The sequence below is a fragment of the Nonomuraea basaltis genome (assembly GCF_005893125.1).
Taxonomy (GTDB): domain Bacteria; phylum Actinomycetota; class Actinomycetes; order Streptosporangiales; family Streptosporangiaceae; genus Nonomuraea; species Nonomuraea basaltis.
The window spans coordinates 69,366-87,646 of record NZ_VCJS01000007.1; the positions used below are offsets into that span (position 1 = coordinate 69,366).

The 18,281-nt window shown below is 71.7% G+C and carries 12 protein-coding genes; 11 read left to right on the forward strand and 1 reads right to left on the reverse strand.

All coding sequences use genetic code 11. From position 1 onward, the window contains the following. Positions 1-40: 40 nt before the first annotated feature. The 7 genes from EJK15_RS05035 to EJK15_RS05065 are packed head-to-tail and all read left to right on the forward strand — an operon-like array spanning position 41 to position 10,515. Positions 41-1,426, forward strand: a complete 1,386-nt coding sequence (locus tag EJK15_RS05035) for a diaminobutyrate--2-oxoglutarate transaminase (RefSeq protein ID WP_138709181.1) — start codon at positions 41-43, stop codon at positions 1,424-1,426. Further along, positions 1,423-2,967, forward strand: coding sequence for a pyridoxal phosphate-dependent decarboxylase family protein (locus tag EJK15_RS05040; protein ID WP_240776778.1), 1,545 nt, complete (start codon positions 1,423-1,425; stop codon positions 2,965-2,967). The genes EJK15_RS05035 and EJK15_RS05040 overlap by 4 nt, the downstream gene beginning before the upstream one ends. Then, the gene (locus EJK15_RS05045; RefSeq protein WP_138709182.1) at positions 2,964-4,718 is read left to right on the forward strand and encodes an IucA/IucC family protein; all 1,755 of its coding nucleotides are present in this window, start codon (positions 2,964-2,966) and stop codon (positions 4,716-4,718) included. Before EJK15_RS05040 ends, EJK15_RS05045 begins: the two co-directional genes overlap by 4 nt. Further along, entirely contained in the window at positions 4,715-6,061 is a 1,347-nt protein-coding gene (locus EJK15_RS05050) for a lysine N(6)-hydroxylase/L-ornithine N(5)-oxygenase family protein (protein WP_138709183.1), read from the forward strand. Before EJK15_RS05045 ends, EJK15_RS05050 begins: the two co-directional genes overlap by 4 nt. Then, on the forward strand, positions 6,058-7,350 hold the full coding sequence (locus EJK15_RS70210) for a hypothetical protein (protein WP_171074122.1): 1,293 nt from the start codon (positions 6,058-6,060) through the stop codon (positions 7,348-7,350). The genes EJK15_RS05050 and EJK15_RS70210 overlap by 4 nt, the downstream gene beginning before the upstream one ends. Further along, on the forward strand, positions 7,347-9,152 hold the full coding sequence (locus EJK15_RS05060) for an IucA/IucC family protein (RefSeq protein WP_138709184.1): 1,806 nt from the start codon (positions 7,347-7,349) through the stop codon (positions 9,150-9,152). Before EJK15_RS70210 ends, EJK15_RS05060 begins: the two co-directional genes overlap by 4 nt. Before the next feature lies 1 nt (position 9,153). Beyond that, positions 9,154-10,515 carry a glutamine synthetase family protein gene (locus EJK15_RS05065; protein ID WP_240776779.1) on the forward strand — a complete coding sequence of 454 codons (1,362 nt, stop codon included), beginning with the start codon at positions 9,154-9,156 and terminating at the stop codon, positions 10,513-10,515. 54 nt (positions 10,516-10,569) lie between these two features. Here the strand turns inward: EJK15_RS05065 and EJK15_RS05070 are convergent, their stop codons facing one another. After that, positions 10,570-11,562: a hydroxyacid dehydrogenase gene (locus EJK15_RS05070; protein ID WP_138709186.1), complete on the reverse strand. Its 993-nt coding sequence runs from the start codon at positions 11,560-11,562 to the stop codon at positions 10,570-10,572. Between the two features lie 331 nt (positions 11,563-11,893). On the opposite strand from EJK15_RS05070, the gene EJK15_RS05075 reads away from it, so the two are divergent. From EJK15_RS05075 to EJK15_RS05090, 4 genes are all read left to right on the forward strand, one after another. After that, entirely contained in the window at positions 11,894-12,799 is a 906-nt protein-coding gene (locus tag EJK15_RS05075) for an ABC transporter permease (RefSeq protein WP_206060655.1), read from the forward strand. Beyond that, positions 12,796-13,659: a carbohydrate ABC transporter permease gene (locus EJK15_RS05080; RefSeq protein ID WP_138709188.1), complete on the forward strand. Its 864-nt coding sequence runs from the start codon at positions 12,796-12,798 to the stop codon at positions 13,657-13,659. Before EJK15_RS05075 ends, EJK15_RS05080 begins: the two co-directional genes overlap by 4 nt. Positions 13,660-13,687: 28 nt before the next feature. After that, the gene (locus tag EJK15_RS05085) at positions 13,688-15,262 is read left to right on the forward strand and encodes an extracellular solute-binding protein (protein WP_138709189.1); all 1,575 of its coding nucleotides are present in this window, start codon (positions 13,688-13,690) and stop codon (positions 15,260-15,262) included. Between the two features lie 80 nt (positions 15,263-15,342). Beyond that, a complete protein-coding gene (locus tag EJK15_RS05090) occupies positions 15,343-18,228 on the forward strand; it encodes a carbohydrate binding domain-containing protein (protein ID WP_138709190.1) in 2,886 nt (961 codons plus the stop codon). Positions 18,229-18,281: the final 53 nt, after the last annotated feature.

Sequence of the window (18,281 nt, forward strand, 5' to 3'; positions counted from 1 at the left end):
TGGGCCGTACCGTCGTCCCTCTCTGCCAACCGGAGCGTGAATGAGTCTGCATCCGACCGACATCGACCCCGCCGTCCGCATCGACGCCGTGCTGCGGCGCCAACGCGACCGCGAGTCCTCGGCCCGGACCTATGCCCGTTCGTTCCCCGTCGTCCCGGTACGCGGGGAGGGCATGACGATCGAGGGCGCCGACGGCCGCCGCTACCTCGACTGCCTCTCCGGCGCGGGCACCCTCGCGCTCGGCCACAACCATCCGGTGGTGATCGAGGCCATCAGGCGCACGGTGGACAGCGGGGCCCCGCTGCACGTGCTCGACCTGGCCACGCCGGAGAAGGACGAGTTCACCGAGGCCCTGTTCGCCACCCTGCCCCCTGCCTTCGCCGAGCGCGCGCGCGTGCACTTCTGCGGGCCGGCCGGGACCGACGCGGTGGAGGCGGCGCTGAAGCTCATGCAGACCGCCACCGGCAGGCGCGGGCTGCTGGCATTCACCGGCGCCTACCACGGCATGACGGCAGGCGCCCTGGCCGTCACCGGCAGCGTCGCGGTCAAGGAGCCGGTGGCCGGGATCGCCGCGGACGTGACCCGTCTGCCGTACCCCTACTCCTACCGCTGCCCGTTCGGCATCGGCGGGGAGTGGGGCGCGGAGCTGTCGGCGGCCTACACCGAGCGGCTGCTCGACGACCCCTCCGGGGGCGTGGTGCCGCCGGCCGCGATGATCCTGGAGGCGGTGCAGGGCGAGGGCGGCGCGGTGCCCGCCCCCGACTCCTGGCTGCGCCAGATGCGCCGGATCACCGCCGAGCGCGGCATCCCGCTGATCGTGGACGAGGTGCAGACCGGCGTGGGCCGGACCGGCGCGTTCTGGGCGGTGGAGCACAGCGGGATCGTTCCCGACGCGATGGTGATGTCCAAGGCCATCGGCGGAAGCCTGCCCCTGGCCGTCGTGGTCTACCACGAGGACTACGACGGCTGGCGGCCCGGCGCGCACACCGGTACGTTCCGGGGCAACACCCTGGCCATGGCGGCCGGGACCGCGACCCTGCGGTACGTCGCCCGCGAGGGGCTGGCCGAGCGGGCCGCCGCGGTCGGCGCCCGGATGACGGCCCGGCTCGACGGGCTGCGCGGCGAGCTGCCCGCGATCGGCGACGTCCGCGGGCGCGGCCTGATGATCGGCGTCGAGCTCGTCGATCCCGAAGGCGAGCCCGACTCCTGCGGCGCCCGCCAGGCGGCCCCTCGGCTGGCGGCCGAAGTGCGCGCCGCGTGCCTGGACCGCGGCCTCATCGTGGAGCTGGGCGGCCGCCACGACTCCACCGTCCGCCTGCTGCCCCCGCTGATCATCACGGACGAGCAGGTGGAAGCCGTACTGGACCGCCTGTCCGATGCGATCGCCGAGGTGACGGCGCCCCGGCTCACGGGGCGACGGGCATGACGGCGACAACCGCGGGTGACGGCTCCCGGGCTCACGGGGCGACGGGCATGACCGCCACCGTCGCGCCCGCCCTGTCCGGTGCCGCCGCCCTGTCCGGCGGCGTCTCCGGCGCCGCCGCCCTGGAGCCGATGCTGCGCACAGTGCTGGCCGCTCTCGCCGAGGGTTCGGCCAGGCGCGACGGGCCGATCCCCGCCGGTACACCGGGGGCGCTCTTCACCCGGGTCGCCAGGACTCTCGCCGAGGCGGCCGGTGACGACGCCCTGCGCCGGCTGACCGAGCTGGTGGCCGCCGGCAGCGCCGACCCGGCCGACCCGAACTGCGCCGCGCATCTGCACTGCCCGCCGCTCGCCGTGGCCGTGGCCGCCGACCTGGCGATCTCCGCGCTCAACCCGTCACAGGACTCCTGGGACCAGGCCCCCGCGACCACCGCCCTGGAGACCCTGCTGCTGAGCGAGCTGGCCGAGCTGGTGGGATACCCGTCCACGGCCGCGGGGGTGCTCACCTCCGGCGGCACCGAATCCAACCTCATGGGCCTGATGCTGGCCAGGGATCGGGTGCTGGGGCGCGCGACCGGGCGCAGGATCGAACGGTGCGGCCTGCCGGCGAACCCGCCGCAGGCGAGGATCTTCGCCTCCGCCGCCGCCCACTTCTCGGTACGCCGCGCCGCCGCCCTGCTGGGCCTGGGGGAGGACGCGGTCGTGACCGTCCCCGTGGACCGCGAGCTGCGGATGAAACCGGAAGGACTGGCCACCGCGCTGCGGGAATGCGTACGGCGGGGCGAGCTGCCCATGGCCGTGGTCGCCACGGCCGGCACCACCGACACAGGGGCGATCGACCCGCTGGACGCCTGCGCGGCCCTGGCCGCCGAGCACGGGGCCTGGTCGCACGTGGACGCCGCCTACGGTGGCGGCGCCCTGCTCTCCGACCGGCTGGCGCCCCTGCTGGCGGGCATCGAACGGGCCGACTCGGTGTCCCTGGACTGGCACAAGCTGGGCTGGCAGCCCGCCGCCGCGGGCGTCTTCCTGGTACGGCAGGCCGAGGCGTACGCGTCGCTGGCCCGGCGCGCGGCCTACCTCAACCCGGCCGACGACGAGGACGCCGGCTACGCCAGCCTGCTGGGAAACTCCCTGCGCACCACCCGCCGCCCCGACGCCTTCAAGATCGCCGTCACGCTCGCCACCCTCGGCAGGGACGGACTGGGCCGTCTCGTCGACGCCTGCCACGACCTGGCCCGCGCCGGAGCGGCGGCGGTCCGCGCCCATCCCCGGCTGGACCTGCACGCCGACCCCGTGCTGACGGCGTTCCTCTTCCGGTACGTCCCCGCGGATCCCGCGCCGGCGGACCGGGTGAACGCCGGGCTGAGGCGCCGCCTGCTGCGCGAGGGACGCGCCGTCGTCGGCCGCACCGAGCTCCCGGGAGAGGGGCCGGGCCGCGTCCGGCTCAAGCTCACCCTGCTCAACCCGTATACGACCACCGCCGAGGTGGAGCGGCTCGTCCGCCTCGTCGCCGCCGCGGGCGAGGCCGAGGAGACGACGCTGTGAGCGAGCCCCGGCCGGACCCCCTCGACCATCCCGATCCCTTCAGGGCGGGGGAGGCCGCGGCGACGGAGACGCTGCTGCGTGCCTATGTGCGCGAGACGGAGACCCCGGTCCCGCCCGCCGGTGAGGAGCTGGTGCTCGGCTTCCCCGCCAGCGGCCTGCGGCTGAGCGTCCCGGTGCGGTACCGGTCGGCGACCGGCTGGCACCGCTTCGGCGAGCCCCGCGTCGTCTCCGAGCCCGCCGGTGCCGCGCTGGTGGCCGCGGCCGCGATGCGCGAGTCCGTCGTGCGGCGGCGGTTGCCCCATCATCTCGGGTCCGATGCCGTCGCCCGGGTGCTGGACTCGGCCCGCCGTACCGGGACGCATCTCGCGCGCCGGCGCGCCGAAGGGGGATCGGGGGCGATCCCGTTCCTCGAGGCCGAGCAGGCGCTGTTGCTCGGGCATCCGTTCCATCCCGCGCCCAAGAGCAGGCAGGAGGCGTCCGACGGCGAGCTCGACGCCTACTCGCCCGAGCTGCGCGGCTCGTTCCGGCTGCACTGGTTCGCCGCCGACCCCGCGATCGTCGTGGGGGAGTGCGCGGACGGGCGGGCTCCGGCCGAGCTGCTGCGGGACATCGCCGCCGGGCTGGAGCTGCCCGCGGGCATGGTTCCCGTTCCCGCCCATCCCTGGCAGGCCCGCGAGGTGCTGGGCCGTCCCGAGGTGGCGTCGCTGGTCGAGGCGGGGCTGCTGCGCCCGCTCGGGGCGGCGGGGCCGGCGTGGCATCCGACCTCCTCGGTGCGCACCGTGCACCGGGCGGACGCCGACGTGATGCTCAAGCTCTCCCTCGGCATGCGGATCACCAACTCCCGCAGGAACAACCTGCGCGGCGAGCTGCGCCTCGGCGTCAGAGCCGCCCGCCTGCTGGGCGCGGGCCCGGGGGAGTGGCTGCGCGCCGAGCACCCGGAGTTCGGGATCCTGCGCGACTTCGCCTGGGTCTCGGCGGGCGCCGACGGGCCGGAGACCGGGCTGGAGACCGCGATCCGCGACAACCCCTTCCGCGGCGGCCCCAATGATGGGCAGGGTGACGGGCAGTGCGTGGCCGGGCTGCTGGCCGAGCGTACGGGTCCGGGCGACGGCACGCCGCCCCGGCACCGCGCCCTGCTGTCCGCCGCCACGGCCCGCGCCGCCCGGGCGCACGGCGTCTCCCTCGCCGAGGCGTCGGCCCGCTGGCTGACCCGCTATCTCGAGGTGCTGGCCGTACCGCTGATCAGGCTTCAGTCGCGGTACGGCATCGCGCTGGAGCCGCACCACCAGAACACCCTGGTGGCGCTGGACGGCGACGGCCTGCCCCGCGCGGGCTGGTACCGGGACAGCCAGGGCTACTACGTGGCCGCTTCCAGGGCGGGCGAGCTGGAGCGGCTGCTGCCCGAGCTGGCCGACGGACTGGAGCTGGTCTTCGACGACGATCTCGTGGACGAGCGGGTCGCCTACTACCTGGGGGTCAACAACCTGCTCGGCCTGGTGGGCGCGTTCGGGGCGCTGGGGCTCGCCGACGAGGGCGACCTGCTGCGCGTGCTGCGGGCCGCGCTGGAGCGGCTGCGGGCGGCCGAGCCCGGCGCGAAGGGCCTGCTCGACCTGCTGCTCGACGCGCCGCTGCTGCGCTGCAAGGGCAACTTCCTGACCTGCGTGGACGGCCGCGACGAGCTCGTCGGGGACGTGCGCACCCAGTCCGTCTACATCGACCTTCCCAACCCTCTTACGGAGGTACCACGGTGACCACGTACGACCTGGTGGGAGTGGGCATCGGCCCGTTCAACCTGTCCCTGGCCGCGCTCGGCGACGGCGTGCCGGGGCTGCGCGCGCTCTTCCTGGACGGCAAGCGCGCCTTCTCCTGGCACCCCGGGCTGCTGATGGAGGGGACCGTCCTGCAGGTGCCGTTCCTCGCCGACCTGGTCACCATGGCGGATCCGACCAGTCCCTGGTCATATCTCAACTACCTGCGCCACCACGACCGGATGTTCCCGTTCTTCTTCTCCGAGCGGTTCCACATCCCGCGCCGCGAGTACGACCACTACTGCCGCTGGGTCGCCGAGCGGCTGCCCTCCTGCCGGTTCGACGCCGAGGTGACCGCGCTGGAGTGGGACGAGACGGCTGCGGCCTTCGCGGTGACGTACCGCTCCTCCTCCGGCGCGGCCACCCGCGTCCTGGGCCGGCAGGTGGTGCTGGGCGTCGGGACGCAGCCGGTCGTCCCCGGACCGCTGCGCCCGCTGATGACGGAGACGCACGCCGGCCACGTGTTACACAGCGCCGACTACCGCACCCATCGCGACCGGCTCGCCGCCAGGCCCGACGTCACGGTGATCGGCGCTGGCCAGTCGGGGGCGGAGGTGGTGCTCGATCTGCTGCGGGCGGGCGGTCCGTACGTGCGCTGGCTGGCCCGCACCCCGGCCTTCGCACCCATGGAGTACTCGAAGATCGGCCTCGAGCACTTCACCCCCGACTACATCGAGTACTTCCGCGGGCTCCCGGAGGCCGAGCGGGAACGGCTCGTACGCGAGCAGTGGCAGCTCTACAAGGGGGTCAGCGCGGAGACGCTGGCCGACATCCACGACGAGCTGTACGAGCGGACCATCGGCGGCGCCGAGCCGCCCGCCGCGCTGCACCCGGGAGTGGAGGTCACGGCGGCCGGCGCCGATGCCGACGGCTACACGCTGACCTGCCGTCACGGCCCGCAGGAGGCGGTCTTCCAGATCCGCACCTCGGCCGTGGTGTCGGCCACCGGCTACGCGGCGGCCCGCCCCGCGTTCCTGGAGCCGCTGTCCGACCTGGTCGACTGGGACGGCAGGGGCCGCTACCAGGTCGACGGGTCCTACCGGGTCGCCCTCGACCCACGGGTGTCCGGGCGCCTCTACGTGCAGAACGCCGAACTCCACACCCACGGCGTCGGCGCACCCGACCTCACACTGGGCGCGTGGCGAGCCGCGACCATCCTCAACGCGGTCGCCGGGCGCACCTTGCTGCCCGTCCCCGACCGGGTGGCCTGGACGACCTTCGGCGCGCCCCGGGCTCCCGAGGCCGCCGGCCTGGACGCGCCACGCTCGGTGGGCTCGCTGCGGTGAGCCGCGCCAAGGTCGTGCTCATCTCGGTGATCGGGCTGCACCTGGTCGCCGAGACCGCGCTCACCCCCTTCCTGCCGCGGTTGTTCGACCGGCTGTACGCCGTCGACGAGCCCGGCGCGACCGGGCTCTACCTGTGGATCTGCCGCATCGTCGGGCTGGCCGCGCTGCCGCTGTGGGGGCTGGTGGCCCGGCGGTGGCCGCTGCACCGGCTGGTCCTGGCCGGGCTGTGCGGCTCCGCCGTGCTCGATCTGCTGCTCGGGCTCGCGCCCAGCTACGCCGCGTACACCGTGCTGTCGGCGGCCGTGGTGGCCACCAACAGCGCGATGCTGCTGGCCTATCCGGCGTTCATCGCCGAGCACGACGCCGACCCGGCGGGCGGGGAGCGAGCCCGGCTGGCCGGGATCTGCTCGATCGTGGTGGTCTTCCACCTGTCGGTCGTGGTGGCGACGATGGTGGGGGCCGGAGTTCTCGCGCTGCCCGAGCCGCGGGTCGGCATCTCCGCGTTCGCCGTGCTGGACGCGCTCCTCGCCGTGCTCACCTACCGCGTGCTGGGCAGACGCGCTCCCACCCGTGCAGGCGGCGACGCCGGTACGGCGGATGCCGCGGTCGTCGCGGCGGGCAGTGGCGGCGCGGCGGCGGCCGGCGCGGTCGTCGCAGCGGGTGGTGACGGCGTTGCGGCGGGCCGGGACGCCGGTGCGCGCAGGCGCGGCGTGGGGCTGGCGGTGCTGGCCCAGGCGGCGCTGATCGGGGTCGCGTTCGACTTCGCGGTCAACGTGGCGCGGCCCTTCTTCACCGAGTTCGCCGACGACCTGGGCAGCGGCTCCGCCGGGTCCGCGGTGCTGTTCTTCCTGCCCAGCGTGGCCGCGCTGGCCGTGCTGCCCGCCGTGCGCCGCTTTCACGACCTGCTCGGCGACCGGCTGCTGCCGCTGGCCCTGGCCGTCGGCGCCGCCGGGCTCGCCTGGCAGGCGCTGTCGTCCTCACTGCCGGGGCTGGCCGGGGGAAGACTGCTGTTCGGCGTCGGCCTCGGCCTCGGCCAGGTCGCCGTGGAGCTGTGGGCGTTCCGGGCCACCGGCACGGCGGGGCCGGCGTTCACCGTCGTGGAGACCGCCCGGTCCGCGGGCCTGCTCGCCGCGCCGGTGGCCGCCGCGACCGCGGTCTCGTACGACCTCGCGCTGCCCATCGCCGTCGCGGCGGCCGTACACCTGCTGGCCACCGGCCTGTCCCTGCGGCGCCTCCCCGTCCCCCGGCCGGAACCCGCCCTCACCTACTCCGAGGAGATCCCCCGATGAACCGACCTGCCCAAGACGCCTGGCAGCAGGCCGGCCGCCGCCTGCTCACCAAGGCCGTCGAGGAGTTCGCCTACGAGGAGCTGTTCCGCCCGGAGCCCGACCCCAAGTCCGGTCCCGACGCCTACCGGCTGGAGCTGGGCGACGGCGTCCACTGGACGTTTCGCGCGACCCGCGGCACGTTCGGGACCTGGCGGCTGGCGGACGGCACGCTGCGGCGGCATCCCGGCGACGGCGAGGCCGGGCCCGAGCGGCTGCTGCTCGACGCCAGGACGATCCTCGGCTGGGACGGCCCCACCACCGCCGAGGTGCTGCGCGAGCTCACCGCGACCCGCAGGGCGGAGGCGGAGCTCATCTCGCGCGCGCTGACCGCCGCCGAGCTCGCGGACCTCGACCATCTGGAGCTGGAGGCGCACCAGGACGGCCATCCCTGCATGCTGCTCAACAAGGGCAGGCTGGGCTTCGCCGCCTCAGACGCCGCGGCCTACGCCCCCGAGGCGGCCGGCGCCGTACGGCTGCGGTGGGCGGCCGTGCACACCTCCCTGGCCGACTACTCCGGCGTCCCAGGGCTGGACGCCGAGACGCTGCTGGCCGAGGAATTGGACGAGGAGACCCGCAAGCGGTTCGCCGACCTGCTGGCGGACCCGGCCGCGTACGTCTGGCTGCCCGTCCACCCCTTCCACTGGGACGAGGCCGTCGAGACCCTCTTCGCCCCCTACCTCGCAGACGGCCGGATCGTCCCGCTCGGCGAGGGGCCCGACCGCTACCGGCCGCTGCAGTCGATCCGCACCCTGGCCAACCTGGACCATCCCGGGCGCAGGAACGTCAAGGTGCCGCTCGCCATCCGCAACACGCTGGTGTGGCGGGGGCTGTCCACCGAGCCGACCAGGGCCGCGCCCGACGTGACCGCCTGGCTGCACGCGCTCCGTGACGGGGACCCGTACCTGCGGGACGAGCTGCGCTTCCACCCGCTCGGCGAGGTGGCCGCCGTCGCCGTGCGCCACCCGCTGTACGACGAGGTGCGCGACGCTCCCTACCGCTACCACGAGCTGCTCGGCGCGGTGTGGCGCGAGCCGGTGGCGGCGCTGCTGCGCGACGGCGAGCGGGCCAGGACCATGGCGGCCCTGCTGAAGGTCGGCTCTGACGGGCGCGCGCTGGCGGCCGAGCTCGTCGCGCGCTCAGGGCTCGACCCCAGGGCCTGGCTGGCCAGGCTCTTCTCCGCCCTGCTGCCCGGCCTGCTGCACTACCTCTACCGGTACGGCGTGGCGTACTGCCCCCACGGCGAGAACACCGTGATCCTCTACGACGCCGCCGACATCCCCGCCGGCATCGCGGTCAAGGACTTCGCCGAGGACGTCAACCTGCTGCCGGAGCCCCGTCCCGAGTACAAGGGCCTGTCCCCGCGCGCCGACGCGGTGCTGCTGCGCTGGCCGCCGGGCGAGCTGGCGCACTCGCTGCTCAGCGCCGTCTTCGCGGGCCACTTCCGGTTCTTCGCCCCGCTGGCCGAGCAGCACCTCGGTGTGCCGGAGACGGAGTTCTGGGGGCTGGTCCGCGCCGAGATCGAGCGGTACCACGCCCGCTTCCCCGAGCTCGCGGACAGGTTCGAGGCGTTCGGCCTGTTCGCGCCCGAGTTCGACCGGGTGGCGCTGAACCGGGAGCAACTGCTCGGCGGCGGCTTCCACGACCGCTCCGAGCGCGACGAGGGCTTCGACGTGGTCCACGGCACCGTACCCAACCCGCTCGCGACCGAGCCGCCGAACGGGCCCGCCTCACGGAGTGAGGCCGATGAACACAGCGGGAGCTGACATGACCTACGAATGGCTGCGTGCCGAGGCCGAGGCAGGGCGCATCGAGGAGGTGATCGTCAGTCTTCCCGACCTCCAGGGCCGTCTGCAGGGCAGCCGCCTGGCCGTGCCGTACTTCCTGGACGAGGTGGCCCGGCAGGGCTTCGGCGCCTGCGTGTACCTGCTCGCCGCCGACGTCGAGATGGACACCGGGCCCGGCTACGCCATCGACGCCTGGAACACCGGCTTCGGCGACTTCGTCCTGCGCCCCGACCCCGCCACGTTGCGCCCGCTCCCTTGGGACCCCGGCACCGCGCTCGTCATCGCCGACGCCGTGTGGCCCGGCGCGAGCTCCGGCGAGCCGGTCGACGTGGCCCCGCGCCAGGTGCTGCGCACGCAGCTCGACCGGCTGGCCGAGCGCGGGCTGACCGCGTACGCCGGGACCGAGCTGGAGTTCCTGGTCTTCCGCGACAGCTACCGGGACGCCTGGGAGGGCCGCTACCACGGCCTGCGCACGGGCACCCGCTACAACGTCGACTACTCACTCCAAGGACTGACCGAGATCGAGCCCGTCGTGCGCCGCGTCCGTCGCGAGATGGTCCGTGCCGGGCTCACCATGGAGACCGCCCGCGCCGAGTGCCACGCGGGCCAGTACGAGATCGTCTTCCGGTACGACGAGGCCATGGCGACCTGCGACAAGCACGTGTTCTTCAAGAACGGCGCCAAGCAGATCGCCGCCCAGGAAGGCGTCGCGCTCACCTTCATGCCCAAGTTCGACGAGGGCGAGGGCAACTCCTGCCACATCCACCTGTCGCTGCGCGCGAGCTCCGGCAGGGACGGCTCGATGGTGTTCGCCGGGGACGACGGCGGCATGTCGGAGCTGATGGGGCACTTCGTGGCCGGGCAACTCGCCTGCCTGCCCGAGCTCGCACTGCTCATGGCCCCGAACATCAACTCGTACAAGCGGCTCCAGCCGGGCGCGTTCGCCCCCACCGGCATCACCTGGGGCAGGGACAACCGCACCTGCCCGATCCGCGTGGTCGGCGCGGGCGCGTCGCTGCGCATCGAGCACCGCGTGCCCGGCGGGGACGCCAACCCCTACCTTGCCGTCGCCGCCGTGCTGGCCGCTGGACTGCACGGCATCGAGAACCGGCTCCCCCTGCCCGCGCCGCACGCCGCCAACGCGCTGGCCGACCCGTCGGTGCCGCGGCTCCCCACGACGCTGACCGAGGCGCTGCGCCGCTGGGAGACCAGCGAGATCGCGGCCAAGGCCTTCGGCGACGCGGTGCTCGGCCACTACGCCCAGGCCGCGCGGGCGGAGCTGGCGGCCTTCGAGACGGCGGTCACGGACTGGGAGCGGGTACGCGGTTTCGAACGGCTCTAGGCACCTCGATCGTCTCGTTCCACGGCCTGGGCGCCCGGCTCGCGTACGGCCGGGTCAGGCCACCCTTTCGAGGTCGTCGGGTGTCACCTGGTGCGCCAGCGGCAACCCGGCGACCAGCCGTTCCAGCTCGTCCAGCACGGCGGCGCCCATCCGGGAGAGCTCGTTGCCGTGTGAGCCCGCGATGTGCGGCGTGAGGAAGGCGTTGGGCAGGTCGAACAGCGGCGAGCTCGGCGGCAGCGGCTCCGGCTCGGTGACGTCCAGGATCGCCGACAGCCGGCCCGACTTCAGCTCGGAGACGAGGGCGTCGGTGTCGACCAGCGATCCCCTGGCCGTGTTGATCAGCACGGCGCCGTCCGGCAGCAGCGCCAGCCGCTCGCCGTCCAGCATGTGCCTGGTCTCCGCGGTGGCCGGGGCGTGCAGGCTGACGATGTCGCTGCGGCGCAGCAACTCGTCCAGCGATACCTGCCGTATCCCGGGAACCACGGTGTAGGGGTCGTAGAGGCACAGGTCCAGGTCGTACGGCGAGAGCAGCTCGATCACCTTGCGGCCGATGCGTGAGGCGCCGACGATGCCCACCGTCCGGCCGTTGTTGCCGATGGACGGCTGGATCTGGGCGAGTGTGAACGCGCGCTCGCGCCGGTAGCGCTCGTTCAGCGCGAAGACTCCCTTGCCGGCCAGCAGGACGACGGCGACCGTGTACTCCGCCACCGGGACCGCGTTGGCCTCGGCGGCAGAGGAGACCAGCAGGCCGCGCTCCCAGCAGGCGGGCGTGACCAGGGACTTCACCGAGCCGGCGGCGTGCAGCACGCCCCGCAGGCGCGGCGCGGCCGACAGGACCGCCTCGTCGAGCGGCGGGCAGCCCCAACTGCTGATCAGGATCTCGGTCTCTGCGAGGGCGAGGGCCAGGCTCGGATCGTCGAAACCCTCGGCGACCAGCGTCACGTCGATGTCGGCCAGCGTGTCCAGCCGCCGCAGCAAGGGCGCGGGGAAGAGCAGAGCGAGATGTTCCTCGCTCATGGCGAACAGCGCCTTCGGGCGTGGGGACACGGGTATGGCCTTCCGTTCGTAGGGATCGGTTTCTAACCGTAGAAGCACAACCGATGATGGTCAACGGTGCACTTTGGTTGATGAAACACGGGCGTTTGGCCAGTATGCAAGCGCTTTCCGTGATTAACGGCATGACTTCTGTAACGTCTCCGTAACGCCATCTTGTGGCCAATGCCGCTCAGTCGTAGCGTTCGCAGCTACCGGTTTCTATCCAACTTGGCGAGCAGACGCCTCAGACGGGACTTCGGTGATGAGCACGCTACAGACGAGGCAAGAGCCTCAGACGAGACCGCCCTCCGGGCCGCCCCGGCGCAGGCGCCGCCGGAGCGCGGTGACCCGCGCGAGCTGGTCGGTCGGGCTGCTCGCGCTGCCGGCGGTCGTCTTCTTCCTGGTCTTCAACTACCTGCCGATGGCCGGTCTGGTGGTGGCGTTCAAGGAGTTCGACGTCGGCCTGGGGATCTTCGACAGCCCGTGGAACGGGCTGGAGAACTTCGCCTACTTCCTGGAGTCCGGGGACGCGGCGAGGATCCTGTTCAACACGCTCTTCCTGAACATCCTGTTCCTGGCCGCGACGCTGGCCGCCGGGATCCTCCTGGCGATCATGCTGAACGAGATCCGCGGGCGCTTCTTCAAGCGGGCCTCACAGTCGGTGATCTTCTTCCCGTACTTCGTCTCGCCGGTCGTGATCAGCATCATCCTGCAGGTGCTGCTCGCCGGGGCGTCCGGCGGGGGCGGGGCGGTGAACGACGCGATGAGCGGCTTCGGCCTGCCCACGGTGGACTGGTACACCGAACCGGGCCCGTGGCCCTGGATCCTCACGGTGGTGAAGGTCTGGCAGCTCGGCGGTTACCTGAGCGTCATCTTCCTCGCCGCGATCACCGGCATCCCCGAGGAGGTCTACGAGGCCGGGATGATCGACGGAGCCTCGCGCGCCCAGATGGCCTGGCGCATCACTCTCCCGCTGCTGAAGCCCACCGCCGCGGTCCTGCTGGTGCTGGGCGTCGGCCGGATCTTCTACGGCGACTTCGGCACCATCTACGCGATCATCGGGGACAACGGCACCCTCTTCGAGAACACCGACGTCATCGACACCTACGTCTTCCGCGCCCTGCGCCAGCTCGGTGACTTCGGCACCACCGCCGCGATCGGCCTGTTCCAGTCGGTGATCGGCTTCATCCTCGTCGTGATCGCGGTGCTCATCCAGCGCAAGTACTCGAAGGAGACCAGCATCCTATGAGCAGCAGAAAGCTGGAGCCGTTCACCATCGTCAGCATCGTCGGCGTCTCCCTCGCCGTGCTGGCCTGCGCCGTCCCCTTCTGGATGATCATCGCGGGGTCGTTCACGAGCGAGACCCAGCTGGCCACGACCGGCTACAGCTTCTTCCCGGACTTCGACCTCACCGCCTACCAGATGATCTTCACGGGTCCCGCGGTGCTCGACGCCTATATCGCCAGCCTCTTCATCACCGTCGTGGGCACGGCGCTGTCCCTGGCGGTGACGTCGGGGCTGAGCTGGGTGATCGCCCGCCGGCTGCCCGGCATCAGCCGGCCGCTGACCATCTTCGCCTACCTGCCGATGCTGTTCTCCGGCGGCCTCGTCCCGCTCTACCTGCTGGTGACGCAGTATCTGCAGCTGCAGAACAGCTACTTCGCGGTCATCCTGCCGCTGCTGGTCATGCCGTTCCTGGTCTTCGTCCAGGTCAGCTCCTTCCGTCAGCTTCCCGAGTCGATCTTCGAATCGGCCAAGATCGACGGTGCGGGCGAGCTGCGCATCTTCTTCACGATCGCGCTGCCGCTGTCCAAGCCGATCCTGGCCGTCGTCGGCCTCTTCTACGCCGTGCACTACTGGAACGACTGGTTCATGGCGCTGCTGTTCATCGACGACGTCCACAAGTTCCCGCTCCCGCTGGTCCTGCAGAACCTGATCTCCAACATCTCGTTCACGGCGATGCTGCCGCAGCTGGCCGAGTCGGCCACCCCCGTCTACCAGCTCCGGCTCGCCCTCACCACCGTCGCCATCGGCCCCATCCTGCTCGCCTACCCCTTTGCCCAGCGCTACTTCGTCAAGGGCATCACCCTCGGTGCCACCAAGGGCTGATTCCGCTCCCGCCACCTCAGGAGTAACCGTGTCCAACCCCATGATGTCCCGGCGCGGCCTGCTGGCCGCCGGCGGCGGCCTGTCCCTCGCCGCCCTCCTCGCCGCCTGCTCCGACGACTCCTCGACGCCGAAAGCCGCCCAGAGCAGCGGCGCGGCCGCCGAAGCGCTCGCGCTGAGCCTGCTGCTGCCCGGCGACGTGCCGGTCGGCTGGGACCCCGTCCTGGCCGAGGTCAACAAGAAGCTCCAGGCCGATCTGGGCTTCACCATCAAGCCGCAGTTCATCCCGTGGACCAGCTACGGCCAGCAGGCGCTGCTGAAGTTCACCGCAGGGGAGAAGTTCGACACCGCGCTGCAGGCGCGCTGGCTCAACATGACCCAGCTCGCGGCCAGCGGCTCGATCGTCGATCTGAGCAGCCTGATGTCCAGCGGCAAGTACCCCAACCTGACCGCCACGATCGACCCGAAGATCATTGAGTTGAACCGGTGGAGCGGCAAGCTCTACGGCCTGCCCCAGATCAACTCCGTCGCTCGCTTCCACCACTTCAGCATCCGCCAGGACCTGGCCGAGAAGTACGGCACGAGCGACATCACGGACTTCGCGGGCCTGGAGAAGTTCTGGTACGACGTCAAGCAGAAGGACAAGGGGATCACTCCGATCGGGATCAGCTCCCGGATGCCCAAGCTGCTGGTGGCGTGGAACCCGGTCGGCTGGCTCAACCCCTACATGTGGGACAACCCCACCATGAGCATCGCCTCCTTCACCGGCGACTCGCTCAACTTCGTCCTGGCCGCCGACGGCAAGACGAGCGGCTCGTCCAACCCGATCCCGTGGTGGGAGGCCCCGGGCATGGTGGACGCGCTGCGCTTGATCCGGAAGTACTACCAGGACGGGCTGATCAACAAGAACGCCCTCACCCTGGACTCGAAGGCGCTGGACTCCCAGTTCAAGGCCGGCCGCGTCGCCACCGGCTGGGCCATGACCGACGGCCTGTCCTCCACGGCCCTGCCGGAGCTGACCAAGAACGTGCCGGGTGCGATGATCGCGAACGTGATGCCGCTCAAGGGCGGCGAGAACGCCAAGCCGTACCAGACCTTCCAGAGCGACAACTTCGTCGTGCTCAACGCCAAGGGCCAGAGCAACGAGAAGGCCATGCAGCTGCAGGAGTGGGTCTCGATCAAGGAGAACCACGACCTGATCAACTACGGCCTCCCCGGCAAGGACTGGAACCCGATCGGCGACGACAAGTACGAGAAGGTCTCCACCTACACCTTCCCCGGGTTCGCCCTCGCCTGGCGGGCCAAGCTGGAGCGCCGGATCAAGGACATGACCGAGTCCGAGACCAAGTGGTTCGACTGGGCGCAGGACATCAACAACTTCACCGTCGACCCGTACGCCGCCTTCGTCCCCGACCCTGAGCCGGTCAAGCGGGAGAACACCCAGGTCACCGCGGCCCTGACGCAGTTCGCCAACCCGCTGTTCATCGGCGCGGTGGACGTCGACCAGGGCCTGGACAAGCTGAAGAAGGCGCTGGACCGGGCGGGCCTGGCCAAGCTCCAGGCGGAGATGGCCAAGCAGGCCGACGCCTACCTCAAGGGCCAGTAGGAGCGTAGGAGCACAGCACGTCGGGGCAGCGGCTCGGCTGCCGTTCGGGGGATCTCACACCTAGAAAGGACGCACCTCCCATGAAGCCTGAGCTGTCCCGGCGTGCCGTGCTGCGCGCGACCGGAGCCGGGGTCGCGGTCGCCGCGAGCTGGAACTGGCTGGCCGAGCCCGCGGCGGCCGCCCAAGCCGGCCGGACGCTGGATGTGGTGATCTTCGGCGATGCGGCGTCGGAGGCCGCCCACGCGGTCACCCCGACGGCGTCCGACGTGGTGGCGGGGGCGCTCGGCCAGAGCGCCCGCGTGCTCAACCCCCAGACGCCCGCGAGTTTCTGGGGCGGCACCGTCGCCTGCACGGTCAAGTGCGTGCCGGAGGGCACCACCTACGTGACCATCAAGCTCTGGGGCGGCGACCGCGCCCCGACCGAGGCCGACCAGTCCCGGCTGCAGCTGTTCTGCGAGGGCAAGCAGGTCGGCCACTACCACCTGGGCGCGGTCGACCCGCTGGACATCCTCAGCCTGGACGCCCACTCGCCGGGTCGTTTCCACTACCACACCCTGCCGCTGCCGGAGGCGATGACCAAGGACAAGGAGCAGGTCACGCTGGAGATCCGGGGCATGGGCCGGGTCTGGGGCTACGGGCAGAACGCCGCGGAGTTCTACCGCACGCTGAACAAGCCGACCCGCCCCTTCTACCGGATCTACACGCACGCGGAGCCGTACTTCCCCGGAGACGACATCCAGGGCCCCGCGCCTGATGTGACCATCCGGCCCGAGCCGGGGCCCGAGATCCTGGAGAAGATCAAGACCAGGGTCCTCAACGAGCACCGCAACTGGCTGGGCGGCAGCGCCGCCTCGATGGACTCTTGGGCCTACCTGAGCCTGGCCGAGGGCTACTTCTACCCCGGCAGCCCGGCCTACCAGAACCCCGACACCATCGACCAGGTGCTGGGCGCCATCGACGCCCGCTACACCAAGTGGCTGACGGACCCGGCCGTGCTGACCTCCTCCGACCAGCAGTGGGAGGGCTTCGGCAAGGTGGGCCACGTGCTGGTCCTGCTCAAGGACGTGCTGGGCGACCGGCTGGAACAGCGGATCGGGGCGCGGACCGTGGGCGCGCCCAACCCCGGTTTCGAGCGCGGCGGTACGGCCCCCGCCGGCTGGACCACCGCCAGATGGGCCGGCACGGCCACCTGGCTCTGGGACGACACCGTCAAGCGCAGCGGCTCCCGTTCGGTCAAGATCGTCACCGAGGCGGGCGCGGCGGCCGGGTGGAGCACCTCCCAGAACCGCACGCTGATCGGCCAGGGCAAGCACCGTTACAGCGTCTGGGTCAAGACCGAGAGCGTCGTCGCCCCCGGCGCCTACCTCGACGTGCTCTTCTACGACTCCGCCGGAAAGATCGTCGGCACCGACAACAAGTTCTACGCGCCCACCGGCACCAACGACTGGACCCAGATCACCGCCGAGCTGACCACCCCGGCCACCGCCACCGAGCTCCGGCTGGACGTGCGGGTCCAGGGCGGCGGCACCGCCTGGTACGACGACGTCGAGGTCACCCCGCTGGACGGGGCCACCGAGCCGGACCAGGGGGAGCTGCCGATCCGGCGCGCCGCCTACACGAAGATGATGACCGAGTCCATCTCGTACTGGCGTCAGCACATGCCGCACTACAGCAACCAGGTGCAGATCTGTGCGCTCGGCATCTACCGCTGCAACCGCGGTCTGATGCTGATAAATCCGGATCAGGCGCCGCTGGCCGAGGAGAAGGCCCGCGACTACATCCACCAGGCCGTCGGCCTCAAGCCCTTCCTCGGCAAGGAGGACGCCTCCGGCACCCCCAGCAAGCCACTGGGCGAGCACTTCTACCAGACCACGAAGAAGGGGCTGACCAAGGAGCTGGGCTACGTCGGCAGCTACGGCGAGGTCACCGGCTGGCTGGTGCAGCTGTACGAGGCGGTCACCCGCTTCGACGGCGTCAAGGACCCCGACCTCGAGGCGCAGCTGGTCAAGATGATCAACGCGCGGGCGGTCTTCCGCTACCCCGAGGTCGACGAAGACGGCTACCGCAGCATGCGCCTGGAGGCGGCGGTCGGCTGGCGTGACGACCACTATCCCGGCATCGTCACCTACGCCCAGCGGGTGGACTGGGACGGCCACCCGCTCATGGCCTCTGGGGTCTTCGACGACCCCGCCATCGTCGGCCGCGGCCAGCGCATGGTCGCCGACAACCAGTTCTTCGGCAGCCTCGACCTGTTGCAGACCCACTCGTGGTCGCGGGTCGGGGTGGTCGCCCTGCGCCTGCTCCTGCGGGACTGGCCCGCCTTCAGCGCGCGTACGGCCCGGCCACAGAGCTTCCCGATGGACTGGGACGCGCCCGGTTCGGTCTTCGCCGACGAGGAGAACGGCGTCGTCGCGATCAAGAACGGCCAGGAGATCCTCTACGCCTCGCTCTACTGGCGGGCCCGGCAGGCCGTGAACAATCTGGCCAGGGTCCACCACATCACCCCCGACACCCACCGGGTCGCCACCCTCCGCCAGCAGTGCTCCGTCACCCCGACGGGCGAGACCTGGACCGAGCAGGACTGGGTCTGCTTCAACTTCGCCATCAACGACCCGGCCGCCTCGCACATCCCGCCCGGCGGCTTCCCGCCGCCCGGCGCCGAGGTGCATCAGGCCTTCGCGGGCGAGGTGCTCAAGGTCGCGCCGCACCCCGCCGACGTGCCCGACCCGGCGCTCGGCGTGGACTTCCCCGGCGTCGAGAAGCTCTTCGTGGGCAAGGCGCAGTTCTACCGCTGCTCCTACGGCCGGTACCTGATCGGGATGAACACCGACAGCGAGCGCTCCCGCCGCCTGTACACCACCGGCGGCGGCCAGGCCCGCGATCTCGTCACCGGCCGGCGGCTCCGGCTCGGTGGCTCGATCGAGGTCGACCCGCTCAGCACCGTGGTTCTCTACCTGGAGGATTGACGCCTCTGTTCGTGGTTCGCCGAGACCCTGCAGGAGGCCCTCCTGCAGGAGTC

Bases quoted from the DNA above. Each gene is read 5' to 3' on its own strand.
- EJK15_RS05035 (WP_138709181.1), top strand. From the start codon at position 41: ATGAGTCTGCATCCGACCGACATCGACCCCGCCGTCCGCATCGACGCC.
- EJK15_RS05040 (WP_240776778.1), top strand. From the start codon at position 1,423: ATGACGGCGACAACCGCGGGTGACGGCTCCCGGGCTCACGGGGCGACG.
- EJK15_RS05060 (WP_138709184.1), top strand. From the start codon at position 7,347: ATGAACCGACCTGCCCAAGACGCCTGGCAGCAGGCCGGCCGCCGCCTG.
- EJK15_RS05065 (WP_240776779.1), top strand. From the start codon at position 9,154: ATGACCTACGAATGGCTGCGTGCCGAGGCCGAGGCAGGGCGCATCGAG.
- EJK15_RS05080 (WP_138709188.1), top strand. From the start codon at position 12,796: ATGAGCAGCAGAAAGCTGGAGCCGTTCACCATCGTCAGCATCGTCGGC.
- EJK15_RS05090 (WP_138709190.1), top strand. From the start codon at position 15,343: ATGAAGCCTGAGCTGTCCCGGCGTGCCGTGCTGCGCGCGACCGGAGCC.